The 25,228-nt window shown below is 49.7% G+C and carries 23 protein-coding genes; 10 read left to right on the forward strand and 13 right to left on the reverse strand.

Features of this window, described 5'->3' with window-relative positions:
* The 3 genes from dbpA to AC4GL5_RS13065 all read left to right on the forward strand — a co-directional run.
* Positions 1–1,095: ATP-dependent RNA helicase DbpA (gene dbpA / locus AC4GL5_RS13055; protein WP_490383233.1), on the forward strand; the 1,095-nt coding region annotated here is incomplete at its 5' end.
* A 26-nt stretch (positions 1,096–1,121) separates the two neighbouring features.
* Positions 1,122–1,778 (forward strand): type II restriction-modification system restriction endonuclease, encoded by a 657-nt coding sequence (locus AC4GL5_RS13060; protein WP_490383234.1) that lies wholly within the window; start codon positions 1,122–1,124, stop codon positions 1,776–1,778.
* A 21-nt stretch (positions 1,779–1,799) separates the two neighbouring features.
* The gene (locus AC4GL5_RS13065; protein ID WP_490383235.1) at positions 1,800–2,921 is read left to right on the forward strand and encodes a DNA cytosine methyltransferase; all 1,122 of its coding nucleotides are present in this window, start codon (positions 1,800–1,802) and stop codon (positions 2,919–2,921) included.
* Positions 2,922–3,085: 164 nt separating this feature from the next.
* Here the strand turns inward: AC4GL5_RS13065 and AC4GL5_RS13070 are convergent, their stop codons facing one another.
* Complete coding sequence (locus AC4GL5_RS13070; RefSeq protein ID WP_490383236.1) at positions 3,086–3,352, reverse strand: type II toxin-antitoxin system RelE/ParE family toxin; 267 nt, start codon at positions 3,350–3,352, stop codon at positions 3,086–3,088.
* Positions 3,349–3,633 carry a damage-inducible protein J gene (locus AC4GL5_RS13075; protein WP_490383237.1) on the reverse strand — a complete coding sequence of 95 codons (285 nt, stop codon included), beginning with the start codon at positions 3,631–3,633 and terminating at the stop codon, positions 3,349–3,351. Before AC4GL5_RS13075 ends, AC4GL5_RS13070 begins: the two co-directional genes overlap by 4 nt.
* Before the next feature lie 147 nt (positions 3,634–3,780).
* On the opposite strand from AC4GL5_RS13075, the gene AC4GL5_RS13080 reads away from it, so the two are divergent.
* Positions 3,781–4,077, forward strand: coding sequence for a DEAD/DEAH box helicase (locus AC4GL5_RS13080; RefSeq protein WP_490383238.1), 297 nt, complete (start codon positions 3,781–3,783; stop codon positions 4,075–4,077).
* Between the two features lie 593 nt (positions 4,078–4,670).
* Here AC4GL5_RS13080 and AC4GL5_RS13085 read toward each other — a convergent pair.
* Positions 4,671–5,807, reverse strand: a complete 1,137-nt coding sequence (locus tag AC4GL5_RS13085) for an aminotransferase-like domain-containing protein (RefSeq protein WP_490383239.1) — start codon at positions 5,805–5,807, stop codon at positions 4,671–4,673.
* A gap of 204 nt (positions 5,808–6,011) precedes the next feature.
* Here AC4GL5_RS13085 and AC4GL5_RS13090 point away from each other — a divergent pair, with 204 nt between their 5' ends.
* From AC4GL5_RS13090 to AC4GL5_RS13100, 3 genes are all read left to right on the forward strand, one after another.
* Positions 6,012–7,070 carry an outer membrane protein assembly factor BamB family protein gene (locus AC4GL5_RS13090; protein WP_490383263.1) on the forward strand — a complete coding sequence of 353 codons (1,059 nt, stop codon included), beginning with the start codon at positions 6,012–6,014 and terminating at the stop codon, positions 7,068–7,070.
* Between the two features lie 157 nt (positions 7,071–7,227).
* Positions 7,228–7,587, forward strand: a complete 360-nt coding sequence (locus tag AC4GL5_RS13095) for a hypothetical protein (protein ID WP_490383240.1) — start codon at positions 7,228–7,230, stop codon at positions 7,585–7,587.
* Positions 7,588–7,758: 171 nt separating this feature from the next.
* Positions 7,759–8,202 (forward strand): GNAT family N-acetyltransferase, encoded by a 444-nt coding sequence (locus AC4GL5_RS13100; protein WP_490383241.1) that lies wholly within the window; start codon positions 7,759–7,761, stop codon positions 8,200–8,202.
* Between the two features lie 26 nt (positions 8,203–8,228).
* Here AC4GL5_RS13100 and AC4GL5_RS13105 read toward each other — a convergent pair whose 3' ends face one another.
* Positions 8,229–8,858, reverse strand: a complete 630-nt coding sequence (locus AC4GL5_RS13105) for a hypothetical protein (RefSeq protein WP_490383242.1) — start codon at positions 8,856–8,858, stop codon at positions 8,229–8,231.
* A 574-nt stretch (positions 8,859–9,432) separates the two neighbouring features.
* Between AC4GL5_RS13105 and AC4GL5_RS13110 the strand changes: the two genes are divergently transcribed.
* From AC4GL5_RS13110 to AC4GL5_RS13120, 3 genes are all read left to right on the forward strand, one after another.
* Positions 9,433–9,966 (forward strand): DUF4402 domain-containing protein, encoded by a 534-nt coding sequence (locus AC4GL5_RS13110; protein WP_490383264.1) that lies wholly within the window; start codon positions 9,433–9,435, stop codon positions 9,964–9,966.
* 77 nt (positions 9,967–10,043) lie between these two features.
* Positions 10,044–10,964, forward strand: coding sequence for a fimbrial biogenesis chaperone (locus AC4GL5_RS13115; protein ID WP_490383243.1), 921 nt, complete (start codon positions 10,044–10,046; stop codon positions 10,962–10,964).
* Positions 10,965–11,007: 43 nt separating this feature from the next.
* The gene (locus AC4GL5_RS13120) at positions 11,008–13,782 is read left to right on the forward strand and encodes a hypothetical protein (RefSeq protein WP_490383244.1); all 2,775 of its coding nucleotides are present in this window, start codon (positions 11,008–11,010) and stop codon (positions 13,780–13,782) included.
* 205 nt (positions 13,783–13,987) lie between these two features.
* On the opposite strand, the gene AC4GL5_RS13125 is transcribed toward AC4GL5_RS13120, so the two are convergent.
* The 9 genes from AC4GL5_RS13125 to AC4GL5_RS13165 all read right to left on the reverse strand — a co-directional run bounded on the left by AC4GL5_RS13125 (position 13,988) and on the right by AC4GL5_RS13165 (position 25,162).
* Positions 13,988–15,037: a formate dehydrogenase subunit gamma gene (locus AC4GL5_RS13125; protein ID WP_490383245.1), complete on the reverse strand. Its 1,050-nt coding sequence runs from the start codon at positions 15,035–15,037 to the stop codon at positions 13,988–13,990.
* 80 nt (positions 15,038–15,117) lie between these two features.
* The gene (fdh3B, locus tag AC4GL5_RS13130) at positions 15,118–15,819 is read right to left on the reverse strand and encodes a formate dehydrogenase FDH3 subunit beta (RefSeq protein ID WP_490383246.1); all 702 of its coding nucleotides are present in this window, start codon (positions 15,817–15,819) and stop codon (positions 15,118–15,120) included.
* Between the two features lie 82 nt (positions 15,820–15,901).
* Positions 15,902–18,766: a formate dehydrogenase subunit alpha gene (locus AC4GL5_RS13135; protein WP_490383247.1), complete on the reverse strand. Its 2,865-nt coding sequence runs from the start codon at positions 18,764–18,766 to the stop codon at positions 15,902–15,904.
* Between the two features lie 18 nt (positions 18,767–18,784).
* Positions 18,785–19,045, reverse strand: coding sequence for a twin-arginine translocation signal domain-containing protein (locus AC4GL5_RS13140; RefSeq protein WP_490383248.1), 261 nt, complete (start codon positions 19,043–19,045; stop codon positions 18,785–18,787).
* Between the two features lie 183 nt (positions 19,046–19,228).
* The gene (locus AC4GL5_RS13145; RefSeq protein ID WP_490383249.1) at positions 19,229–19,885 is read right to left on the reverse strand and encodes a TorD/DmsD family molecular chaperone; all 657 of its coding nucleotides are present in this window, start codon (positions 19,883–19,885) and stop codon (positions 19,229–19,231) included.
* Between the two features lie 16 nt (positions 19,886–19,901).
* Positions 19,902–21,710, reverse strand: coding sequence for a 4Fe-4S binding protein (locus tag AC4GL5_RS13150; RefSeq protein WP_490383250.1), 1,809 nt, complete (start codon positions 21,708–21,710; stop codon positions 19,902–19,904).
* 508 nt (positions 21,711–22,218) lie between these two features.
* On the reverse strand, positions 22,219–23,016 hold the full coding sequence (locus AC4GL5_RS13155; RefSeq protein ID WP_490383251.1) for a DUF3306 domain-containing protein: 798 nt from the start codon (positions 23,014–23,016) through the stop codon (positions 22,219–22,221).
* On the reverse strand, positions 23,013–23,555 hold the full coding sequence (locus tag AC4GL5_RS13160; RefSeq protein ID WP_490383252.1) for a DUF3305 domain-containing protein: 543 nt from the start codon (positions 23,553–23,555) through the stop codon (positions 23,013–23,015). Before AC4GL5_RS13160 ends, AC4GL5_RS13155 begins: the two co-directional genes overlap by 4 nt.
* Positions 23,556–24,400: 845 nt before the next feature.
* Positions 24,401–25,162, reverse strand: coding sequence for an NrtR DNA-binding winged helix domain-containing protein (locus AC4GL5_RS13165; RefSeq protein ID WP_490383253.1), 762 nt, complete (start codon positions 25,160–25,162; stop codon positions 24,401–24,403).
* Positions 25,163–25,228: the final 66 nt, after the last annotated feature.

Raw genomic sequence — 25,228 nt, forward strand, 5'->3', positions numbered from 1 at the left:
CAGCACAACGTTAAACTCCTGACCCTGTGCGGCGGTATGCCGATCGGCCCGCAGATCGGTTCTCTGGCTCACGGTACGCATATTGTGGTGGGTACGCCGGGTCGTATTCAGGATCATCTGCGTAAAGGCACGCTGGATCTGGGGCGGGTTAATACTGTTGTATTGGATGAAGCCGACCGCATGCTGGATATGGGCTTTGCCGAGTCGATGGAAGCGATTCTGGAAGAGACGCCGTCGAATCGTCAGACCCTGCTGTTTTCTGCCACGTATCCGGATACCATCGCCCAGATCAGCAGCCGCTATCAGAACAAACCTGCGATGGTTGAAGTGGTTGAGTCCGCACAGGCTCCGGTGAATATCAGCCAGAAGTTCTACTCGGTAGAGCGCGCGTCTGAGAAAGAAGATCTGCTGCTGCAGGTGCTGGGGCACTACCAGCCGGAACATGCGGTGATCTTCTGCAACACCAAACAGACCTGTTCGGATCTGGCCCGGGCCCTGAAAGAGCAGGGCTACTACGCCCAGGCACTGCACGGCGATATGGATCAGCGCGAGCGGGATCAGGTACTGGTGAAATTCTCTAACCGAAGCACTCACTTACTGCTGGCTACCGATGTTGCTGCTCGTGGTCTGGATATCGACGACCTGCCGATGGTGATCAACTACGACCTGACGCGGGACTCTGAAGTGCACGTTCACCGTATTGGCCGAACCGGCCGTGCGGGTAAATCTGGTCTCGCGATCAGCCTGTACACCCAGAAAGAGAGCTACAAACTGGCGGATATTGCCGACCAGATGCAGACCGAGATTGAGCCATCCAGCAGCGAAGAGCTGTTCGACGGTGATATGAGCGGCCACCGCGAACCGACTATGGTGACCCTGTCTATCGACGGCGGCAAAAAGAACAAGGTTCGCCCCGGCGACCTGCTGGGTGCCCTCACCAATGAAGGCGGCATCACAGGTGCTCAGGTGGGTAAGATCAATATCTTCGACTTTACCGCTTATGTCGCGGTGGAACGCAGCGTGGGTAAAAAAGCCCTTAACCACCTGATGAACAGCCGGATTAAAGGCCGTAAGTTTAAAGTACGTCGGGTGTAGCTTTTAATTGATAAAAGGATTTTTATATGATGAAGAATAATCTAACTATCGCTCACCTTGTTGCAGAAGCAGGGGTCTTTTCCCAGATGGTAAGTGATCACAAAGAACCATCTATTTATGGTATTAATGATGGTAAAAAAATTGGTACTTATATTGAACACAGGTTTTCCAAGTACCTAATGGAAAGATATCATTTTGAACTGGGGAACTCTGCATCAGGTATTGACCTTCCTGGTATCAATGTCGATATTAAAGTTACTAGCTCAAGGCAGCCGCAGTCTTCATGTCCTTTTAGGTCTGTAGAGCAAAAAGTTTATGGGCTTGGTTACCATCTGATTGTGTTTGTTTATGAGAAGTTTGACTATCATGATAGTCAAACTTCTTCGCTAAATATTGTAGATTCAGTTTTTGTTGATATGAGGCGGACGGGTGATTATCAAACAACTTTTGGTTTGCGAGATATAATGAATAGGAATGGCAACCTCGATGATATTTTGGCCTTTATTGATGAACGTCGTTTGCCTCTTGATGAAATTGCAGCTATTCAGTTGGCTGAAAGAATAATGAAAGAACCTCCTGAGATAGGTTATTTGACTATTTCTAACGCGTTGCAATGGCGGCTGCAATATTCAAGAGTCATTCAAATGGCAGGTTCTGTTGGCGGTCTGTCAAAGATTATTTGAGATTTGAGATTTGAGATTTTTATGAGAACTGTAGAACTATTTTCTGGTATTGGTGGTTTTCGTATCGCATGTGATCGTTTAGGCATAGAAACTGTTTGGGCCAATGATATTGATGATAAAGCTTCCATTGTCTATAAAAATAAATTTGCAAATAATGTGCATGTCAAAGGTGATCTCTCTGACTTCATTGATGATGTACCAGAACATGACCTGTTAACCGCAGGCTTTCCGTGTCAGCCATTCTCTAGTGCAGGAAAGAAACTTGGTGTGTCTGATGTTCGCGGTACCCTCTTTGAGAAAATAGTTTATATTTTAGAAAAAAAACAGCCTAGTTTTTTTGTTTTAGAAAATGTCAAACGATTGCTGTCAATGGATAAAGGTAAGCATTTTGCAACTATTATCAGCGCGCTTTCTAGTAAAGGATATCTTGTTGAATGGAGGTTACTGAATGCTTCAAATTTTGGACTCCCTCAAAATCGGGAGAGAGTTATAATAACAGGTAGAAAGTCTAAAAATATAAACTCCTATTTGTGTTTGGATAAGGATTTTTCTCAGGTTAAAGATAAGGATCTTGAAATAATAAAAGATGTTAGTAGCTGGTGTTTAATAAATGAGCATGGTAAAAAGTTTTTTAGCTGGGGGTTGGCTGTTGGAGGGCTTTTTTGTCAAGCTGATTTGAAAGAGTTTTCTGAAGCCCGTCCTAGAGTATTATTGTCAGATGTTCTTGAAAAAAATCCAGATGATGTTTTTTTCTTTAATGAAGATTCGGAAGAGCGTGTTAGAAATAGTGTTAAGGTTGATCGTTATTATAATGGGGTTCAGATTCTATATAATCAGAAGGGTGGGGCTAGAATGGGTTATTCGATATTTGGTGTCTCAGGTTTGGCCCCAACGCTTACCTGTACAACTAGCCGGCATTATGAGAGATATAAAATAGGTAATGATTATAGACGGCTTACTAATATTGAGTATGCTAGAATTCAGGGATTTCCAGATGATCACTGTGATCTAGTTTCTCGATACTCACAGTACTCGCTTTATGGTAATGCGGTTCCTCCTAATATGGTTGAGTGGGTGATTGATAGGTTACTAAATAACAAGAGAACAGAAATAATGGCTCCCATACAAGGTAGTTTTATTTGATTTTTACGGGAAAAACCAGGACACCCATAATTTAATCCCGCCAAAATCAGTCCGCTGATCTACGCTGAAAGCACTGGTGAAATTATGGTGGATCACCCCATGCCCCGTGCCTGCTATGAGCAGATCCCCGCCCCTTATACCTTGTGTCCGCCGTGATATTGACGTTAGCCCACCGGAAACTGCTGTTTCTGGTGGAGTACCCGCATTATTCTGATGATATCGTCATCTACCCAATAAGATACGATCATTGAAACTTCTGGAATGATTAGTAACCGACCCGCGACCCCATCGCGCTTTACCCCCATTAGAGGCTGCGCTAGCTTTAATTCGATTAGAGAGTCGGTTTTCTCCGCTGCTTCGGGGTTGAAGTCATAAAGAAACTCGAAGATCTTTTCGCGATCATTCAGGGATTCCTCTTCCCAATAGATCATTGTCTCCTCCGGTTACGGATTCTGGCCTTGCGAACTTCCATCTCTGATTTGGCGGTTTCATGCTCGATAAAGTTACTGTCACCAGCATCAAACTTTTCAAATGCCAGATTCACCTGTTCAGTTAACCAGCGATCATGATTTAACGCTTTTCTTTGTTGTTCAGCCAGTTGCTGGGTAAGTTCCCTGCAGGCATCACTCAACGTTCTGCCTTGGCTTTCAGCCATCTGTTGTGCGAGGTGTTTGGTTTCTTCATCAACACGAAATTGAATTCTGGTGTCCATGATAGGTGCCTTTAAAAAACTGTGTGCACAAATGTTAGCACTGGATTGCATGGCTAACAAATTAAAAGCGGTTAGCCGTTAAGCGTTAGGGGCTAAGGAATTCAATGCTACAATGCGCGACTTTCATTTTCCTGTCGGTGTTTGGTTATGAGTTTTGCCTCCCTTAGTTTGCATTCAGATTTACTCGCGGTTTTAGAACCTCTCAATTATCAGACCCCGACACCGATTCAGCGGGAAGCGATTCCTGACGTTCTGGCGGGTCACGATGTGCTGGCCGGTGCGCAAACCGGCACCGGTAAAACAGCGGCCTTTGCCTTGCCGATGACCCACCGTTACCTGACCCAACATGCCCAGAACGACAAAAAAGTAATCCGCACGCAGGTACTGGCGCCAACCCGCGAGCTGGCGCAGCAGGTTCACCAGGACGAAACGGGACACCCATAATTTAATCCCGCCAAAATCAGCCCGCTGATCTACGCTTAAGGCACTGGTGAAATTATGGTGTATCACTCCATGACTCGTGCCCGCTATAAGCAGATCCGCGCCGCTTATACCTCGTGTCCGCCGTGATTATCTCGCTGGAAACTGCTGTTTCTGGTGGAGTCCCCGCATAGTTCTGATGGCATCGTCATAAGCCCGATAAGACATTATCACCGTTTATCTCTGCCTCGGATTCTGGCCTTGTGTATTTCTATTAGTGATTTCGCATACTTCGTGCTCTACAAAGATGCTATTCTCTGCCTCTAACTTCTCATAGGACTGATTAATTTACTTGGCTGTCTGCTGAACGCGGTTTTTGGTTTCTTCATTAACACGAGGTTAAATTTTGGTGCCAGTGACGAGGCCCTTCAAAAGTTTTGTACAGATGTTAGTACTTGCTTAGTATGGCTAACAGATTAAAAGCGGTTAGGCGCTAAGCAATAAGTGCTAAAGCAATGTAGACCACCCAGTTAATATTTAACAATGCCAAGCACGTTGCCCGCAAAAAGTGGGGCGGCCCTCGTTACGCTCGGTATGTGCTGGCAATATTCAGACTTTTAAAGCAACGCTTTACCCAGGCGATCGCAGGCAACTTTCAGTTCCTCCTCGCCATACCAGGCGAAACAAAGCCGCATGCTGTTACTGAACTGGTCGTGCGCGGAGCAAAGACTGCCCGGCAGGTAATTTACGCCCGCTTTTTGTGCCGACTCTCTCAGGGCGGTTAGATCTCTGCCATCCTTAAAGCTGACCCACAGAAAGTAGCCGCCTTCTGGCTGTTGAATCTGTATCGTATCGCCAAATACCGAGATCAAACCCTGATAAAGTGCTTCTGCCCGAGCCTGATAGGTCTGGCGCAGATAGGCTAGGTTTTGCTGGAAGTCGCCACTGGCCAGTAGGTTGCCCACAAGGGCGGACGTCAGGGGTGCCAGTCCGCCGCCGCTTTGTAACAGGGCGGAGCTTCTCAGCTGATCGAACAATTCACCATTGCCCTGAATCCAACCCAATCTCAGCCCCGGTGCCAGAATCTTAGAAAAAGACCCGATGGAGATTACGGGCGCGCTTTTGTCGTTGCTGGTTAAAGAATCCGTTGCATAGCAAGCTAAAGGAGCCGGTGGCTTATCGGCAAAATAGAGTGACTGATACACCTCGTCAGCGATCAGTGGGCAGTTATGTTGCTTCGCCAGCTGAACCAGTTCCTGCCGACGCTGGTGAGTCTGGGTGATGCCGGTGGGGTTATGAAACACGGGAATCGTGTAGGTAAAGGCCGGTCGATGTTCTTTGATCGCTTGTTCCAGTGCCGCCAGCTCAATACCTTCATCATCCATCGGCAGGGCGACCACCTCAAAACCCCGGGCTTTAAACAGCTTAAGGGCGATAAAGTAACTGGGGTCTTCTACCAGAACTGTTGGGTTGGCGTCAGAGTTTGAAATCAGCTGTGAGCAGATCATATCCAGCGCGTTGGATGAGCCGTTAGTCACCAGTAACTCATCGGCGCTGATCGTCTGGGCGTAATCCTCTGTCAGCCAGTTTGCGAGTTGCTGCCTGAAACTTGCAGCGCCTGCCTGTTCACCGTAGGTGAGGTTTTCTGTTTTAACGGCCAGGGGACGTAGCAGATCGACAGGCAGTAGATCCGGCTCCGGATGGCCAACAGCCAGATCAATCAGATGAGTAGGGCGTGTAACCTGAACAGACATTACAAACTCGCTTGGTATAACGGGTGTATGGTGAACTGATGAAACAGATTTCAATCTATCTTATTGATTTCTAAACAGCAAACTCAGATCTTTGATAGGATACGGGCTTTTAGAGTTTATACGTTATTTTGCCGGGGTCTTTGTCGGCAAATGTGTCTGTCGCAATTGATGATGAAACAACAGAAATAGGGATGGTCTGTGGCTATGAAGAAAGTTAAAGCGTTATGGGATTCAGCGGTTAAAGGTAAACGGGACATCGGTTCGCGGCCCGCTTTGATGACGCCCGAAGGTGTCATCTCGGTGTTTTACTACGGCTTTGGTAATAGCGGTACGCTGTTCCGGTTGCACGATCTTGATACTGGTGAGGTGAAGTGGCAGCAGGACCTTTCTGGAACCGCGAATCGCTTTACAATGCATGGCACGTCTCACTTCTATTTCCCGATGATGCAGGGAAGCGGGCATTACTATTCATTAGATGGCAGCCTTCAGGCCGAGTATCGAGTCGGCAAGGCTAATATCTGGGCAATGTTGCCTTGCACCGGCAATGACAATAAGGGTGGTGCTGATGATGTTATTGTTAATGAGATTCATGGTGGCGCGTCCGGTGTCGAGCGTATTCGGGTGACCGATGGGCAATCTCAGTGGCGAGCAGAGCTGGGCGAGGTGGTTAAAGCCCCTGTTAACGCGGATGGTGTCTATTATTGCGCCACCGCAGGCCGAATTGGGGATAAATTTGATTTTGACGCGCCATACCAGTTTTTGGTTTATGCGCTGGATGAAGTTACCGGGAGTCTGCTCTGGCAGCAGGAGATTGATTACTATCCGTTAAGTTCTGCCGTATACGGTAATCAGCTTATTGTCGGTTCAAGAAAGGCGCTTGTTGTTCTGGATCATGCAACAGGGGAGGTGCTGCAGACACTTGATCTGTCCCATGATAGTGCCGGTATTTACCAGATGGTCGTCGCGGATGGCCGACTGTTTGCCCTGTCAGAGGCTGGTTATTTGTCCGTTTTTAATCTGGATAATTTAACGCTTATCGCATCAGAACCGCTGATTGATGGTAAGGGTAACATGGCTGTTCAGGGGGATTTTATCTATCTGCAGAACCCCAACGGTAATGTCTTTGAGTATGATATTGATACGTTAACGCCTCAACGTGAATTTTTTGTCCGTAAAGCAAAAGAGGCGTCTCCCTCAATGACCCTGACGGATCACTATCTGTTTGTGAACAGTAAAAGCACGTTTTACTGTTTCCAACTTTGAACAGTGGTAGAGGGCGTTAAAGCGTTATATTTGACTTGGGGCAGCTTATTTAAGCTGCCTTTTTTTCGCTCGTTTACGCCTTAAAAACACTGGGATAGACTCATTTCCAGCCATGTCTGTAACAACCAAAAATGCGAATAAGCGTCAGGAGGATGCGATGACACCCATTGAAAGGACAGGTGCTCGGTTGGTGATGTTTCTCCATACCCCGGATGGTAGCGAAGGCAAGCCTGATATCATGCTGAAAGTCGGCAAAACGATTGCTGCGGAAGCGGCGAAGAGTTGGCATAAAGCCCGCTTTGCTAAGCTTGATCGTGATCTTGCGCATTATGTTGAAGCTTTTGAAGCCAGTACCCGTGATATTGATGCCTTTTTACACGGCACACCGCTTCGCGCCAGCGAGCATCTTCGGGAAGAGCTGGATGAACTGGCTCCCATCGCTACCCGTTGCATCAAAAAGCTCAAGCAGGATCTGCTCTATATCCCCTGCTGCATGTCTCCCGATATTACCTGTTAAGTTCTTTCTTTCTCTGCCGTCCCCCGAAAAGTCCCACGAATCTGTCGTGGGTTTTTTCTTACAGAAGGGGCAACAATCAGGCTACCGGAGTCTGACAGGTTTTCAGGGAGAGGTTTATTCGCTTTAATAGCTGACTGAGTTCAATAGGATTGAGTGTCTGGAGAAGAAACAGTGATTATCAGGACGATGACCCAGAGGGATCTGAAAACGGTCAGCGCGGTGTGTTTGCGTTCATTTAAGTATTCCGTTGCGGATACCTTATCGCCTAAAGGGGCAAAAACCTTCGCCAGTGTTGTGACGCCAGAATCCTTTTCGGAGCGCATGCAAAAAGACAACCTTATGTTTGTGGCTGAAGATGGCGGTAAGCCTATTGGTGTTATCGAACTCAAAGAAGGTCGGCATATTGCCGTGTTTTTTATTGAACCTGCTTATCAGAAGCAAGGTGTTGGGAAGCAACTTCTCAGCGAAGCCTTTGCCCACGCCCGTCAAGAGCAGATTACCGTGAATGCTTCACTGACCTCTGTACCTGCTTATCAGACGTTTGGTTTTGAACTGAACGGAGAGATTTCTGAGTCCGGTGGTTTGGTTTATCAGCCAATGCTTTTATCTTTATAGTCGGTATCCCCGAGCTAATGCTAAACCTAGCGGACCGGCTTTGGGCCTATGCTTTTAGGCTCAAAGCCCGGGGGCCACGGTAGTTCAATGTTATATAAATCCCGAGAGCAAGCCTTAGTGCTAAAGCCAAATAGCGACATGATTTTTCGTGCGTTGGATGGTGAAAAACCTTGCCACTGCACCCAATAACCTGCCAGATATTTAAAGAGTTTTCGGATATGGAACTGTTCGATAAAAGCAGGCCAAGCCACAATACGGTGATGAGATGGAATACCACTGATCTGGCTCAACTGCTGATATTGTTTCAGCCACTCCTCTAGTCGGTCCAGCATCTCATAACGGTTGACTTTAAAGCGTTTAAACAAAGGCGATGTCATTAGAAACTCATGACAACACAATAGCTGATAACAGTAATGAAACCAGTCCTCAATTTGTTGTGCAGGACAGGAGTTACTCGAGTCAGCATTAGATTCTAAGAAAAGTTGTTGTAGTTGGTGTAAATCGTTTTGAAAGTCCACAAGTGCACTAAATTGATCCACTGCAGACTGATATTTTCCCCACTCTGACGTTTTGGTTTTTGGAGGTGGGAGCTCTTTAAATACTTGTTGCAGTTTGATTTTAAGTACTTGGTCCGAAAGTGCCGAAGGGGCTTCCATTAAACAGTTCCTTTGTTTGGTCAGATTCTACAGACAACATTTCCAAATGCTGTAACTTCGACTGTATTTTTACATGAATTTTAGATTGTAACAAATCGTATCTGAGTGTAATCGAAAATATGTTGATGGAATAACAGTGCCTTGTTTTCGCGTATCGCCAACTGTTGATGTCTGGTGATTTATAATTTTGGGAGGTGTTATACACGGATGTGAAATTTTAATTTAGCCTGTGTTTTATAAAAAAATGTTATTTTTCAATTGGTTATGTTTTTTAGGGCAGGGGGTTGCTTAGTGTTTTCATAGCTATTTGTCACCCCTGCTTGATAAAACGTAAGAATATTCTGGTTACAATTTTTAATAATTGGTTAAAAATAATGTTGATTTGAATCAATATTTTAACAAAAAAAAGAAAATTCCCCCTGAAAACACGAATCCTGTGGGTAGCGGTCTTGAGTGATTCGATGTGCAACCTTTACTCTCTCGATGCACTGTTTAGCTCTTAATAGGGATGAGCAGTTGTTAATAAATAATTTGATGACACATTGGATCAAAAAGGAAATTTGAAGTGAAAAAGATGATGAATCGTGGAAGTTTGGCAGCGCTAGCAGGTCTGATGGTGCTGAGCCCTTTAGCTTCAGCTAATACGGATACTCTGTCCATTGAGGCTAATATACTTTCTCCTTTAACCCTGACTAAATCAGCAGACATGTCGTTTGGTGACATTATTCCCGATGACGCTGCATCTTCAACGGTCACTTTAGCTGCTGACGGTAGCATCAGCGTTGCTGGCGGAGCGACAACTCCAGGTGGCAATCACGGTGTAGGTAAATTTGTACTGGTTGGTGCGAATGCCACTCCAGTTACCGTTACTCACGACACCTCTCTGGTTCTTACCCGTGCCGGAGGGTCTGAAACAATGACCGTCGATAACTTCACCTATCAAGCTAATGTGGGCACCCTGAGTGGTGTGCCGACTTCAGGCAATGTTGTAGTGAACCTTGATGCAACCGGTAATGCTGAAATTGATATGGGGGCTGATCTAGAAGTCGGTATCGATCAGGCAGCAGGTACGTACGAAGCAACTATGACTCTTACTGCAGCGTATTAATATAAGCATTGTTAGTAACTCGGTGTTGTGAGAAGTCCGGCCCTTCGCCGGACTTCTTTGTTACAGAGCACTTTTTAATGAATGCTGATGGTATTGAATCGTTAAAGTGCTCCGTTTGGTTTTGGAAAATACCCATGCATATATTTAACTCAAAAATGTTATCTGCAACGCAGGAGCGGTTGCGTATTGTTGTGTCCCCGTATCGATTTTTAACGGGGCTAATTTTAATAGTCGTCTTCGCACTGACTTCGAACCCTTCTTGGGCAAGAGTCGATGTTGTTCCTAAGCGCCTTATTTTTGAGCCCGGCCAACGCGCTGCGATGGTTACTCTAATCAACCGTTCAAATGAAAGCTATACCTATCGCATGGGGTGGGAAGACTTGGTATACAGTGCCCAAGGTGCTAAGCGGGTTGATGATGGTGCTGAGCGCGTTACACCAAAGGCATCTGATTTTATTCGCTTTGCGCCTCGTCAAGTAGTGTTGCGCCCGGGTGAAAGTCAGTCTATTCGGGTGCTATTGCGCCGTCCTGCTGATTTGGCTGCGGGGGAGTACCGCTCCCATTTTCGTTTTCAGCGCCAAGGGCAGATTATTACTCAAAAAGCATCCGGTCCGGATGGCGTTGCCATTAATATTCGTGTAGCTATGGGGATATCAATTCCTATTATTGTTCGCCAGGGGGGGGGAGAACCGGATGTAGCAATCGTTGAGGCATTAATTCAAGAAAAAGATTCCTTTCATCCTCCTCGTTTACAGCTGACTCTTAAGCGTAATGGTGACTACAGTAGTTATGCCAATATAGAGCTTTGGGAGGATAGCTCCGGTGAGCCTCGTCTTTTGGCACAGGGTTATGAACGGCCATTGCTGACGGATATGAAGGAGTATGTATTTACTCTACCTTTGAGTGAAGCACCTAAGGGAAAGGATTTACGTCTGAAAGTCAGTTATACGCTTCGTAATGGTGGCCCACGTTCACTGGAAGAAATCATTCACCCTTAATCAGTACGAAAGTTTAGAGTAGGCGGCAGGTAAGGGAATACTGATGCGGCTAAAAGGGTTATCGCAGTTACTTCCGTACTGTCTGGCTGTTTGCATTCTGCTTTTCTTGAGGCCTGAGCGTTTATTGGCTCAATCAGGTTTTTTTGATGCTGAACCTGAGTTGCAGTTAGTTGATATCTATCTGGAGCGTTGGTTGCTTAAATCAGCGGTTCCGGCGTATATCCAAGGCGAACAGCTTTATTTGCCGGTTAAAGAATTAGCGGATTCCTTGGGGTTGGCTACAGAGCTTGACCTGTCATCAGCTTACTTCAGCACTCCAGGGTTGACAGGACATACTGGCTTTAGCTTGAGGTCGAAGCCAGATCAACAACTGATCTATCAACGAGGGAGTCAGGTTCAGTTTTGGCCTTCTGAAAGTTGGCTGGCGGACATGCTGGACTTTGATCACGACTTATTTTTGCATAAACGCTATATTGAGCAACTTTGGCCACTTTCATTGCATTTTGATCCTCGAAATTTGCGACTAGAGCTGGCAACTCAAGCTCACTTTCCTTCCCTAGAAGCTCGTTTGCGCAAATTGAAGCGCGAAGCACTTCTGGCTCGTGCAGATCGGACTGACCTGATAGAAAGTAAAGTCCCCGGGCTGGCTTATGCCTCTTTTTCGCGCCCTTTAATTTACTGGTCTTACTTTAATAATGTCTCAACCGGTGCGGAACGGGCATACCTGAATATGCGGCATGATTTGGCAGGTTTGGGACACGAATGGCAATTATTGGCCGAAAAAGAGCCCGATAAATCATCTCAAGATCACTTTAAGATCGAAACCGTACACTGGAAGGCTAACTATATGGCAGCCGAGGACGGCTCTCCTCGGTCTTTGCCCGGTGGTATTCAGTATATGGAGATAGGTGATGTTCGTCAGCAAGGTGTATTTGCAGCGGGGCCATCCTTGGAAGGGCGAGGGTTGAATCTTTCGGGGTTTCCTCCTGCTAGTCATAGCCTATTTGATCTTCATCAGTTGGTTGGGCAGGCTCCGCCAGGATGGGAAGCTGACCTCTATCTGAATCATCAGCTCCAGGATTACCAGGTTGTCAATGACCAAGGACAATACTCATTTGATCTGCTTTTGAAGCAGGGAAATAACCAGGCTAATGTCTATCTTTATGGCCCTTTCGGTGAGACGCGAGTTGATCGCTATACCTTTAGATTAGGAGATGAGTTTTTACCTCAAGGCCGCTTTGCTGCGGCTTATAAAATAATAGAACCGGATGTCTCAGTATTTAATGCTGATGAGGATCGTGCGAAGCGTAAACTTATTAGCCCTTTGTATCAGCATCACCTGACAATGGCCTATGGGCTTGCGCCAGGCTTAGGTCTAACGGGACATTTGCTTTATCAGGACCTTGTCGATGGTAGTGCTTGGATCAGTGGAATGGCATTATCAGGTAGCCATTATGGTTGGCAGTGGCGTTGGCAGCAGTTTCATGAGCGTGAATATTATTTGTCGCGAATGCAGGGACATTATACTCAGAGTGCATGGCACTGGTATTGGGATGCTGCTCATCACCCAGATTGGCCAGCTTTTGAGCGTGCCGGTAACTCTTTGCAAAGTCGTGTTGCATTGGGTGGCCAATATATGGGGCAAGTCAGTGGGCATGCACTTCGGCTTGGAAGTGACATCAAAACAGAAGTCTATAGGCAATACCAAAAGGATAGTATTGCCTTTTTAGAGAACTTGAATATTGGTTTCTGGAATATCCAACTGAAACAAAGTTGCAGCAGAATGAGAAAAATAGGACAACCGAACTCAGGTTTTGTCTTGGATCATGCGGTCATATGCGATATTGAAAATCGGGGCATATTTCAGAAACAAGCGCTACGTGTGAGCCTAGATACTGCTGGACAGTATAAAGAAAAGTGGCAGTCGGCCCGCGTTGGTACTGAAGTACGTTACCATTTGGGACAATATGTTTCAGACCCAGAGTGGCAAGATTTGACTCAGCCTCTTAACATCACGTTGAATTATCAGACCACCTATGATTTTAATCACAGCAACCCGCGAAAAGACTATGGAGGCTACTTAGCCTGGCGCAATCCGCTCAGGTATCTGACTGCTGGCCTGCGCCTTGGTTGGCAAAAAGAGGAGGGTGTTCAGTTTTCTTTTCAGATTAGTGGTAGCTTATTACCTGGTAAAAAAGGCTATACACCTCATAGTGAACGTCTACAACACCCGGTGGAGATTACGGCTTATCACGATCAGAAATATCAGAATGCTCCCAGCCCGACTAGTCCTATGATTGAGGGGGTACGCTTTCGTCAAGGAAGTCGACCCAGCGAGCCTACTAATGCTCAGGGTAAGGTTTGGATAGACCTTAACCCGAGAGCTTCACTGAATGCAGACCTGAATAGTTTGGAAGATCCATACCAGATATCTGGTCGGAAGAGATTTCGTTTGGCATCCCGGCTAGAACGGGTTGTGCACCTCGATTGGCCATTTATCGATACTGGATCACTAGAGGGGGTGCTTTTATCGGCTGAAGGTAAACCATTAGCGAATCGTGAAATAAATTTAATTGCCCGTGGGACTGAAGCATCGGTTGTGACTATGTATACCGCTTTTGATGGCTTTTGGGTGTTTGAGTTTCTACCGCCTGATATTTATGACATTTACCTTAATGATCACGACGCCTTAACACATTTGGCCACCGTGACTCTTGAACCGGATAACTTCTGGAGAACAGTGGTGACTCGTCTGGCCTCTGAGGACAATGGCGCGTTACCGAACTCAATGCCTATGTCCACTCAGCCTTCAAATTAGCATTCTTATGTTAGATATCCTGCTTCGGAGCATTATTTCATAATCCAACCTTCTAGGATAATTTTCCGGAAAGTAAGAACGTATTGACACTACGCATGATATTACTAATTTCCCAATATAATTAGGGTACATAAAAGTGGGTATGAGAATGAAAAACCGGCAATGCCGGTTTTTCATAGAAGAGCCAGTTAAATGAGAATGCTATTCAGCGCACTTCTTTTTCATCAACCAGTTGATCTTTTACCTCGTCGTACCAGAGATCATGGTGCTGTTTTGCCCAGGTCTCATCCACGTAGCCGGTCTTCATGCCTTCGAATGCGCCTTCAGAGCCGATCGTACCGATATAGATATGACCAAAAGAGACAGCCAGCAGAAGCAGAGATGAGACACCATGGATCAGGTTGGCAAGCTGCATGGTGTCACGCAGCTGACCGAAGATCGGGAAGTCCAGTACCAGACCACTACCCACCACCGTCAAACCGCCAAAGAACAGCAACCAGTACCAGCCTTTTTCACCACCGTTCAGGAAACCTGCACTGGGGTGCTTATTTCCAATAATACCGCCACCCTGCAGGAACCATTTCAGGTCCACTTTATTGAAGACATTGTGCTTCATCCAGCTGACCAGCATCACAATCAGGCCCAGTGAGAAAATAGGGCCGATATAGTTATGAGCCAGCTTGCAGAAAGCGATCAGGTTTTTCCAAAAGGTATAGCCGAACAGGTCCGGCACAAAGTGTTTGCCGTACATGATCAGGAAGCCGCTGAAGCCCAGAATCAGAAAAGTGATCGCCACGAACCAGTGCAGCGTGCGGTCAAAACGCTTCCAGCGTTCAACCACTTTACCGGTGCGGGGCTGATCCAGTTTCAGTTTTCCGATCAGCAGGTAAACCAGTGTCAGTACTCCCAGGCTGCCGCCAATGGCGATCAGGCCTCCGGGACTAACCCAGCGGTTGCGCCATTCACGCCAGGTTTCACCGCTGACATTGATCAGCTGACCATGCTCGCGCCCCTGAGAAGCGGTATAGCCTTCCGTACCATCGGAGACTTCACGCCAGTATCCGGCACCGGCAAAGTTACCTTTAACGCGGTTTTCTGCGTCTGAGGTTTCCGATGCCCAGAGACCGCTGCTCAGTGTCAGGCAGAGCAGAGCCAGCAGGCTGATGGCGACCATCTTCAGGCGCTGAACAGGAGAGCTTCCCGTTGAGCTTTCACCGGTAAAGGTGGAGCCTGTGTGTGTCGAATGTGTGTTCATAAGATCCAACTCTTGAGTCAAATACCGGTCCTTTGGAGTTAACAGCTATCAGCGGGGCTGACAGCTGTTTTATTCCGGGATCAGGCTTTAGCGATGATGTCGTTGGTGTTGTTGCTGGCAAGGGCCGCGTCTGTAGCAAACGCTTCAGCGCGGGCTGCCATCTCTTCCTGGCTCATTTCGCCAGGGGCGCTTCCGCCGGGAGCCGCTGCACCGCCTTCCAGTGAAGACCAGGCACCATCTTTATGACCACGGTAAACCACACGCTCACGGAAGATGTCAGAAACAACCTGAGCATCACCCGCCAGCAGGGCTTTGGTGGAACACATTTCAGCACACAGAGGCAGTTTGCCTTCTGCGATACGGTTAGCACCGTACTTCTCTTTCTCAACAATCGGATCGTCTTCCGGGCCGCCGGCACAGAAGGTACATTTGTCCATCTTGCCGCGCTCGCCGAAGGCACCCTCGGTCGGGAACTGAGGTGCGCCGAACGGGCAGGCAAACAGGCAGTAACCGCAACCGATACACAGGTCTTTATCATGCAGAACGATGCCGTCATCGGTCTGATAGAAACAGTCTGTCGGACAAACCGCCATACAAGGCGCGTCAGTACAGTGCATACAGGCAACGGAGATTGAGGTCTCTGTTGGTTCGCCATCGTCCAGTGTGACAACACGACGGCGCTGAATGCCCCATTCGGTTTCGTTTGCGTTTTTACAAGCAGTGACACAGCCGTTGCACTCAATGCAGCGCTCGGAGTCACATAGGAATTTCATTTTAGCCATGATTCTTTTCCTTACGGAGGCGATGCCTCTCAGGTGGTTCCAGCGGAGTGACCCTTAGGGCCATTCCGCCGCGCTACAGGGTTTAAGCCGGTGTCACTTTACACAGGGTCACTTTCGTTTCCTGCATCTGTGTCACGCTGTCGTAACCGTAGGTGGTGGCGGTGTTAGCCGCTTCACCCACCACATACGGTGCGGCACCCTGAGGGTACTTGTCGGTCAGGTCTTTACCCTGGAACTTACCGCCGAAGTGGAACGGAATGAATACCACTCCGCGATCCACACGGCGGGTTACCATGGCTTTAACCTTGATACGACCACCTTCAGCACCTTCTACCCAGATGTCTGCACCGTCGCGTACATTCAGGTTGTTGGCATCGTAAGGATTGATCTCTGCAAACATCTCCTGCTGCAGTTCTGCCAGCCAAGGGTTAGAACGGGTTTCTTCACCGCCACCCTCGTATTCCACCAGACGACCGGAGGTCAGAATGATCGGATACTCTTTCGAGAAGTCCTGCTTCTGAATGGACTCGTACAGGGTCGGCAGACGGTAGTGAGATTCAACGTCTTTCCAGGTCGCGTACTTGCTCAGCAGGTCACGACGCGGGGTGTACAGAGGCTCACGGTGCAGCGGTACTTTATCCGGGAAGGTCCAGACCACAGCACGGGCTTTTGCGTTACCGAAGGGCGCACAACCGTGCTTGATCGCAACACGCTGGATACCGCCGGAAAGGTCGGTTTTCCAGTTTTTGCCTTCCGCTGCTTTTTTCTCTTCAGCGGTCAGGTCGTCCCACCAGCCCAGCTGTTTCAGCAGCTTGTCGCTGAATTCCGGGTGACCATCACCGATCTCGTTACCCACAGGGGCAGAATCTTCGGCCAGCAGGTTAACGCCATCACGCTCCACACCGAAACGGGCACGGAAGTTCAGACCACCTTCAGCCACCGGTTTGCTGGTGTCATACAGCAGTGGTGTACCCGGGTGTTTCATCTCCGGCGTACCCCAGCACGGCCAAGGCATACCGTAGAAGTCGCCGTCAGCAACGCCACCATCAGCCTTCAGCGTGGTGAAGTCGAAGGTGTGCCAGTTCTGCTGGTGCGCTTTCAGACGCTCAGGGCTCTGTGCGGTGTAACCGATGGTCCACATGCCGCTGTTAAATTCGCGGGTGATATCTTCGATAACCGGAATGTTGCCGTTAACGGTGATGTTCTTGAACAGCTGATCAGCAAAGCCCAGCTTCTTCGCAAAGCGGTACATGATTTCGTGGTCGGTTTTAGATTCAAACAACGGTTCGATCACCTGATCACGCCACTGGATCGAACGGTTAGACGCGGTTACAGAGCCATAGGTCTCAAATTGAGTACAGGCCGGTAGCAGGTAAACGCCATCTTTACGATCATGCATAACCGCAGCGTGGGTTGGATACGGGTCAACGATAACCATCATATCCAGTTTTTCCATCGCTTCTTTCATCTCTACGCCACGGGTCTGGGAGTTCACCGCGTGTCCCCAGTAGAACATGGCGCGAATATTGTCTTTCTGATCGATCTTGTCTTTGTTTTCCAGTACACCGTCAACCCAACGGGATACCGGAATACCCGCATCGTTCATCGGCTGCTTACCGCGGTATTTGCCCTGATCGAAACGACCTTTCAGCCATTCCAGATCAATGCCCCAAACACCGGCCCAGTGTTTCCAGGCGCCACCGGACAGACCATAGTAGCCCGGCAGTGTGTGAGACAGTACGCCCAGGTCGGTTGCGCCCTGCACGTTATCGTGACCACGGAAAATGTTAGCGCCGCCACCGCTGACGCCCATGTTGCCCAGCGCTAGCATCAGGATGCAGTAGGCACGGGTGTTGTTGTTACCTGTGGTGTGCTGGGTACCACCCATACACCAGACAACAGAACCCGGACGGTTGGTCGCCAGCATTTTAGCGACTTTACGCATCTGGGCTTCGCCGACACCGGTCACGTTCTCAACTTCAGCCGGTGTCCACTTGGCCACTTCCTGACGGACTTCATCCATACCGTAAACGCGCTGACGGATAAACTCTTCGTCTTCCCAGCCGTTTTCAAAGATGTGCCACAGCAAGCCCCAAACGTAGGCTACATCGGTACCCGGACGGATACGAACATACTCGTTGGCTTTAGCAGCAGTACGGGTAAAACGTGGGTCAACCACGATAATCTGAGCTTTGTTTCGTTCCTTCGCCAGCAGGATGTGCTGCATCGCAACCGGGTGGGCTTCTGACGGGTTGGAACCGATCAGGATGACCGACTTACAGTTGTGCATGTCATTGAAGGAGTTGGTCATCGCACCATAGCCCCAGGTGTTGGCAACACCGGCTACTGTGGTGGAGTGACAGATACGCGCCTGGTGGTCAACGTTGTTGGTGCCCCAAAGAGCCGCAAACTTACGGAACAGATACGCCTGTTCGTTGCTGTGCTTGGCGGAACCCAGCCAGTAAACAGAATCCGGGCCGGACTCGGCACGGATCTGCTGTACTTTGTCACCAATCTCGTCGATAGCTGTTTCCCAGCTGACTTTCTGCCATTTGCCGTTAACCAGCTTCATTGGGTACTTCAGGCGACGCTCGCCATGGCCGTGCTCACGCAGGGACGCACCCTTCGCACAGTGAGCACCCCGGTTGAACGGATGGTCAAAAGCCGGTTCCTGGTAGGTCCAGACACCGTTCTGTACTTCCGCGTAAACACCGCAACCGACTGAGCAGTGGGAGCAGATAGTGCGTTTGACTTCTTTAGGCGCGTTTGGCGAGACCGCTTCAGTCTTCGCTTCCGCTTTACGGATCATGCCGTTGCCCATAAAGCCTGCAGCGGCCAGACCACCGGTGGTAATACCCGTGTTCTTCAGGAAGGTACGACGGCTCAGACCCAGACCTTTACTGTCGGCCTTGCCTGCGCCATTGGCGGTTTTCTTGGTCAGTTTCATTGGATGCTCTCCGGTCCGTTAGCGCAGGGTGTCGTAGAAAGTACGGATATGATCGGTTTCCCGGTAGCCGCTTTTCTCGTCCGGAGCTGGTTTTTCACCCACTTCAGCCGAGGTGGCAGCCATCGCCTGAGAAGCGGTTACTGCAGCCAAACCGGCAACGGCACCGCCCGCGGTTAACGTTTTCAGGAACTGACGACGGCCTGCGTGCTGCAGGCCACTAGCCTGCTCAGGGGCTGTCTGATCCGGTGGTGATGCCACCTTATTCTTGTTTTCACTCATCGTTGTTCTCCTCGTTGCCTTATCACAGGGTCAGGCTTTTTTCTGTACATCCTGATAACCTGCTGCCCCTTTTGAGAGCTTATTTTTCACGGTGCAGGGCATGTCACCCTGTCTGTATTTTCATCTGACCGCTTTTGGGCGGTGTGCTTGAATCCTTGCCTTAAACGGGTAAAGCCTTAAGGCTTACCTCAGTTCTACGGCCTGTTCTTTAATGGCGGCCATACTGTCGGTTTCGAAATCGGTAAAGGCGCGGCCCAGTGTGGCTACACCGCTGTAGAAAACGGCGGACTCTGCCTGCTGCAGGTCGCGGAAAAAGCGACCAATCCACTCCGCCAGATGGCGTTCGTAGAAGCTTTTTTGCATGGTGCTGCCCGCGCCACTCATAATCAGAAAGGCCATCACTTCAAACAGTGCGGCGGCATGATCTTCTGGTTCTTTAACGCTTTCCTGACGCTCAAAACCCAGCAGTTTCAGATCCTGACGCAGAATCGCCAGTGGGGTTTCCATCAGGGAACCGGTCAGATACCAGGAGCCATAGGGCACCAGCTCACCACGACCCAGGCCGATAAAGAGCTGCTGGTATTCGTCTTCCAGCTGATTCTGTTGTGCATGACGTGCCGCCAGTTGCAGACCGCTCCAGGCTTTGCCCATATCGGAGCCGTCGTGTTCGTCGGTTTCCAGTTCATTCAGCCACTGAATCATCGCTTCAGTGGGTACGCCGCGTAGCAGTGCTGCCAGCAGGCTGTAAATATCCGCCCGCAGCAGATCGTGTTCGCTAATGGCTGGTTCATTAATAGCAATAGCTGATGGTGCGAGGGACATATTTTGTTCAGTCGTCATTGTCATTCTCCCTCGATTACAGGTTCAGCTGAGCTTGTGGATCAGCGGCCAGACCGCGATAAATATCTTTCACGCGGCAGTCTTCGCATAGCTCAAGACGACGCAGTGCTTCGCCGGCGAACATGCTGTGATCTTTCAGTTTGTCTTTCATCTTGTTGACGGTGCTGGTCGGGGCGAACGGCTTGCCGCAATCCAGGCAGCAGAAGGCTTCATCTTTATGCAGGGTACGCGGGTTATCACGAACCTCACTGTTGAAGATAAAGCGCTGATCACGGCTGATGGCGTTCTCAGGGCAGGCGCTTTCACACAGGCCGCACTGCACGCAATCCATCTCGGTAAACAGAATGGCGGGTGCTTCTTTAGCGGTTTGCAGTGCCTGAGTCGGGCAGATATTCGCGCAGGAGAAGCAAAGAGTGCAGGCATCGCCATCAATGCGGATCTCGCCGAATGGCGCACTGGCTACCAGTGGGATCAGTTCAGGTGTTTTGGCATCGGCCGGAGCCAGCTGCTGGAGGCGGTTAATATTGCTGATCAGGCGCTGACGTTTCGAGGGTGCTTCACCGAAGTTCTGAACCGGACTTGCCGTAACAGAGGCCGGTGCAACCTGAATGCCGTTTGTTTCAGCTTCAGACTGACTCGCCTCAGAAAGCAGGGCGCTATCAGCGCACAGGCTCAGACTGTTATCGGCGTAACCCAGTGCGGTCAGAATCTGATTGCCCAGTTTGGTTTCCCGCTCCAGCAGCTGAATCAGGCTGGCCGGGGTACGGTGATCGTCTGTTTCGGAAGTCAGGAAGATGATGCGTGATGCGCCTTCATTTAAGGCGTGCAGCCAAAGTTCCATGCCGACAGTGGCGATCTCTTCCAGTGCTACCGGCAGCATGTTGGAGGCCAGTTGTTCGGTTGCAACCACCTGCTCATCGGCATGGAAGACGAGTACGGCATCCTGTCCGCCCTGATCACGGTAGTGAGCCAGCAGGCGGGTCAGGTAATCGGCCATCATCTCAGCCTTTGGCATGCCATAGCTGATCGCGCCGGTGGGGCAGGCGGTAGAGCAGCTGCCAGCACCGTGGCAGAGATAGGAGTCGACTTCGATCTGGTTGTTGATACTGGAGATCGCATCTGCAGGACAAACATCCAGACAGCGGGTGCAGCCGGTTTTACCACGACCGGCATGGGCGCAGATATCGTTGTTGATGCGGAAATAAAGTGGCTTCTCGAACTCGCCATCAAAATCAGGCAGTTGTTCCAGTACGGATGCCAGAGAGTCAGCGGATTCACCGTTGATTGCGAAATAGCCCGGCGGGGAGAGTTCCTGAGCCAGTGCCGGCTCACGACCCAGATCCAGAACCAGATCAAAGTGGCTGCGGTGGATCAGCGCAGGAGCCAGATCCATCGCGTCAATGCTGTCGGCATTATCCGTGTCTGTGGCTGTTGGCTTGATCAGGGCCTGAAATTCGCCCAGATAACCTTTCAGCTCGTTCAGGTTGCCGTAAGCAACCGGGAGTTTTTCAGTTTGGATCAATGCCTGCTCAAGGGCATCGTTTCCGGGATTCTGTACCGCATCGGTAATCAGCAGGCTGATGGATTTCACTCCGGCGTCTGCTTTGATGCTGATGGTGCCCTCTTCAGACTGGGTCAGAAGTTCGCAGGCCGCTAAACGGGTCAGGTCATCCGCGCCAATAATCAACAGATGGCCGCCCGCTTCATAGGTGACCGATGGTGCTGCTAAATTCTGTGGACGCGACAAAGCACCCAGTGCGCGGGTGCGTGCCTGGTGGTTGCCGGCTTGTTGTTGGCGCTGCTGTTCAGTGAACTGAGCTGTCATTCGTTTTCCTCATCCGCTGTTATCTCATCCGGGCTGACGTCTGTTCTGAAAACCCAATCACGGGTGGGTTTCAGAGGCTCCGGAGGAGTTGAGCAAAGCGGAGACCTTCTTGGCAGTGTTTTCTTATTGTTGGTATGCCCGGTTGATACCTGATTGACCGTTTGGGGAGTGTCCGTTCAGGCATTCAATTTTCAGCTTTGTCATCTCTTGCTGGAGCAAGTGCCAGACCGGGGATTCCGAAAACAAAAAGCGCTTGGTTCTGCTTTGCTCTGTTTCGTTGGTTTGTTTTGGGTTCTTTTGGGACATTTTGTCCGGTCAGAATGGGTTGTTTTGTAAATCGCCCCATTTTGACCCTGTTTTTCTTCAGGCTTTCAGGTTTGGGTTTCGGGGTAGAATCCTGGCTGGCCCCGGTTATCGCCTTGTTTTTAAATGGATTTTAGACTTTGGTCTAAGATGTCTGCCGCTGCGTTGACGTAGGCGTCAACTCCCATCGAGACAGAATTGGCTTTTAAAGCGTCCCCGGATCCGGAGTAGAATCCGCTGATCTCTCTTTATCTGACGCTGAAGGTTGTTGGTTTTGACCTGGCTCATTCTCTGGTGAGTCCCCGTGGCTGACTTTGGCGCTGTGAGTATCCGGAGATCTCTCTGCATATAGGGTCTCAGGCTGATCTGCAGGAGCGTTTGCTTCGTGGGTGACGTTTGCGTCATCAGCCGTATCGCTTTCAGCGCTTGTAGCGGCCGCTTCGGATTCCTTATCGTGTTTTAGATTGAGCGGGTCTTTGTTTTTAAACCACTGGCGCAGCTCGGCAGCGGCATCTGCCGCCAGTTCTGGTGCGTCGGCATAGTTCAGATCATAGTCATCCATGCCGTCGCGGATGTTGAACTCTGGTTTCAGAAACATCGCTTTGAGCGCTTGTTTGCGTAGGGCCTGGCTAACGCCTTCGCTGAAAAAAGCGCTGACATTGCTGTTGCCATCGATACCGGCAACATCCGGCATATCGTCATCGGAAAGAGGCTTGTCCGTTTCGGTATCCGTTTGTGCCGTCGGTTTATCCGGGATGGCACCAGCTTGCCCGTCCGCTGCGCTGGGGGCGGGCTGGGCTTCTGTGGTCACGGTGTTATCAAAGGCCGATGGCTCTGATGCGTGCGGAGTCGAATCCGACGAGGGCTGATAGGAGGTTGCTGTTTTCTGCGGAGAGGCATCGGTCGCGTTTTTGTCACCAGCGGCCTGTTTCAGCGCTGCTTCTTCCTCGATGACCTGTTGTTTACGTTGTGCCCAGCGGGAAAAGAAACCCTTGTCGCTCACGGTTTGCCTCCTGTTTCTACAAACGTGTTGTCACTCTGGCAGCTGTTTCCAGCGTTTGATGTCTCCTTGCCTTTATCCTTTTTTTCACCGGCGTAGCGTTTCTTTCTTTTTTCTTCGATCAGTTCGCCATGCTCGGTAATAAAGGCTTCGATCCAGCACTGAAGCGCTTCTGGCATCGGGTATTCCAGAACCTTCTGCTCGCCATCCAGCCAGGACGCGGCCAGATCCTGGCAGGCGGTAATCTGCATCGGCAGCCACTCGTCGCCCTCACTGTCATCACAGAGGACAAACAGATGGGGCACAACGGAGTTAAGATTAAAGCGGTAGGCGCTGCGCTCATCCCGATGCAGCTCCAGTGGTAGCCAGGTCAAGGGGTTGCCATTGGCGCTTTGCTCTTTTTGGCCTTTTGCCGGAGCGCTCTCCTGGGGTTCCGGCCAGATCTGATCGATCTGCCACTCCTGCAGAATCCAGCGGCCGGAGCGCAGTTCCAGAGGTGAGAGCTCAATACCCAGTAGCTTTGTATTCTTTGAATCCGTCATTGGAAAATCCCTTCCGGTTGCAGTGAAAGATCGATGGGCTGATATCGATGTTGTCGGTGTCAGCCGTCATCTTTGGGATAGCCTTCGTTCAGATTAGACCGTCTGGCGCACTTTGTTAGCGTTTACAGTCTCTGTGCTGGTTTTTACGGTATCTGTGGCAGGGCTGATCCCTCTAAAGCTTGAGATAAGGCAAATAGCAAGCCAGTGGTGCCGGGTAATGCAGGGTGAAAAACGGAGGAAAGCTCTGAGGAGGCCTTGCGTTAGGGGTCGTGTTTATCAACATCGCGGATCGCAGGTAAAAAAATGCCCGCAGTCATTCAGATGGTGTCTGATGAGCTGCGGGCCCCAGAAAGGCTCTGGTTATACCGATTTAATAACCTGAAAACAGGTTGCTCGGAGGTGTAAGAAGGTTACCGCGATTGGGTTGGGTTACGCCCGATCCTGCATATCAAAAGGATCGGGTAAAAAAGCGCCGTCTCGGAACTCCGAAAAACCTGAAGAAACTCATTCCTTAGGCCGGCGCATAACAACCCCAAGATTATCCGGTACATGGCAGCTGACGGGATCGACTTACGATGTGTGCAGGGTGACCCCGTCAAGGCCGGATAACTCCTCTCTGGAGTGCAAGCAAGGTGCCATCTTTTTTGGTGACAATTGACGGGCTGGATCGCAAAAATACTCAGAAAAAATGAGGTTTTTAAACATAATGGGACAACTTGGGGCAGTGTTACTGTCCCGTTGTTTCCTAATGACTGTTTGCGGTGAGTGCTATTCTGACCCGGTCAATACCGGGTATACGCAGGCCGAAGACGCATCAGGACAGGGGCTGGCAGGTTACCGGGTCATTAATCCTTAAATGCCCGGGTAAACAGATGCTTCTCTGAGCCCGGTGCAGGTATGTATAGCGCTGCCGGCCTGCCTTTTCCGCCTTCCGGTACGCCTTCTCCGACTTCTTTCAGCATCTCAGCATTGGCGATGCGGCGGCGAAAGGATTTTTTCTCCAGAGTTTTCTCCATCAGCAGTTCAAATGCCTTCTGCAGTTGCGCCAGTGAAAAAGGTGCTTTCAGCACATGGATCGGCAGTACGGTGTAAGCGGTTTTGTTCTTCAGTCGTTCCCGTGCCTGCTGTAGTAGCTGAAAGTGATCAAAGGCCAGCTCAAGAGTCAGGGCTTCTTTATAGGAGAACCAGCGGGCATCCGCGACACTGTCCACGAAATCAGCGGTGGGTGCGTAGGCAATCAGTGCCATATAAAGGGTGGTGACCGACCAGCCCCTTGGGTCCCGGCTGGCGTTGCCGGTTGTGGCGACCTGCTCCAGAAGTGGGGCATCGATACCGGTCTTGCTCAGTAGTTTGCGCCGGGCGGTGATCTCTATATTGGTATCTTCTTTCAGATCCACAAAGCCACCGGGAAGCGCCCATTTGCTTTTTTCAGGGAAATCACCCCGCTGCACCAGCAACACCTTAAGTTCGCCATCGTGCAGGGTAAAAATAGCCACATCCGCCGAGAAGAGGGGAGACAGGTACGCCTGTGGATCGTAATGATCCAGATAGGCCTGTTCTTCGGCTGAGAGTGGAGTCGCTGTTAACCGTGGGGTTGTTGAAGGCATTGTATTACCGCAATTATGGATTGACATTAGTGGCATAAAGCCAATAATAAGGCCTGCGTCTTATTC

The sequence above is a fragment of the Oceanospirillum sp. genome (assembly GCF_982874595.1).

Coding starts and splice junctions, on each gene's coding strand:
- AC4GL5_RS13135 (WP_490383247.1), bottom strand. CDS start 18,766: ATGAAACTGACCAAGAAAACCGCCAATGGCGCAGGCAAGGCCGACAGT.
- AC4GL5_RS13085 (WP_490383239.1), bottom strand. CDS start 5,807: ATGTCTGTTCAGGTTACACGCCCTACTCATCTGATTGATCTGGCTGTT.
- AC4GL5_RS13120 (WP_490383244.1), top strand. CDS start 11,008: ATGCGGCTAAAAGGGTTATCGCAGTTACTTCCGTACTGTCTGGCTGTT.
- AC4GL5_RS13150 (WP_490383250.1), bottom strand. CDS start 21,710: ATGACAGCTCAGTTCACTGAACAGCAGCGCCAACAACAAGCCGGCAAC.
- AC4GL5_RS13145 (WP_490383249.1), bottom strand. CDS start 19,885: ATGACGACTGAACAAAATATGTCCCTCGCACCATCAGCTATTGCTATT.
- AC4GL5_RS13080 (WP_490383238.1), top strand. CDS start 3,781: ATGAGTTTTGCCTCCCTTAGTTTGCATTCAGATTTACTCGCGGTTTTA.
- AC4GL5_RS13060 (WP_490383234.1), top strand. CDS start 1,122: ATGATGAAGAATAATCTAACTATCGCTCACCTTGTTGCAGAAGCAGGG.
- AC4GL5_RS13095 (WP_490383240.1), top strand. CDS start 7,228: ATGACACCCATTGAAAGGACAGGTGCTCGGTTGGTGATGTTTCTCCAT.
- AC4GL5_RS13105 (WP_490383242.1), bottom strand. CDS start 8,858: ATGGAAGCCCCTTCGGCACTTTCGGACCAAGTACTTAAAATCAAACTG.
- AC4GL5_RS13165 (WP_490383253.1), bottom strand. CDS start 25,162: ATGCCTTCAACAACCCCACGGTTAACAGCGACTCCACTCTCAGCCGAA.
- AC4GL5_RS13070 (WP_490383236.1), bottom strand. CDS start 3,352: ATGATCTATTGGGAAGAGGAATCCCTGAATGATCGCGAAAAGATCTTC.
- AC4GL5_RS13075 (WP_490383237.1), bottom strand. CDS start 3,633: ATGGACACCAGAATTCAATTTCGTGTTGATGAAGAAACCAAACACCTC.
- AC4GL5_RS13090 (WP_490383263.1), top strand. CDS start 6,012: ATGAAGAAAGTTAAAGCGTTATGGGATTCAGCGGTTAAAGGTAAACGG.
- AC4GL5_RS13065 (WP_490383235.1), top strand. CDS start 1,800: ATGAGAACTGTAGAACTATTTTCTGGTATTGGTGGTTTTCGTATCGCA.
- AC4GL5_RS13125 (WP_490383245.1), bottom strand. CDS start 15,037: ATGAACACACATTCGACACACACAGGCTCCACCTTTACCGGTGAAAGC.
- AC4GL5_RS13140 (WP_490383248.1), bottom strand. CDS start 19,045: ATGAGTGAAAACAAGAATAAGGTGGCATCACCACCGGATCAGACAGCC.
- fdh3B (WP_490383246.1), bottom strand. CDS start 15,819: ATGGCTAAAATGAAATTCCTATGTGACTCCGAGCGCTGCATTGAGTGC.
- AC4GL5_RS13115 (WP_490383243.1), top strand. CDS start 10,044: ATGAATGCTGATGGTATTGAATCGTTAAAGTGCTCCGTTTGGTTTTGG.
- AC4GL5_RS13160 (WP_490383252.1), bottom strand. CDS start 23,555: ATGACGGATTCAAAGAATACAAAGCTACTGGGTATTGAGCTCTCACCT.
- AC4GL5_RS13110 (WP_490383264.1), top strand. CDS start 9,433: ATGATGAATCGTGGAAGTTTGGCAGCGCTAGCAGGTCTGATGGTGCTG.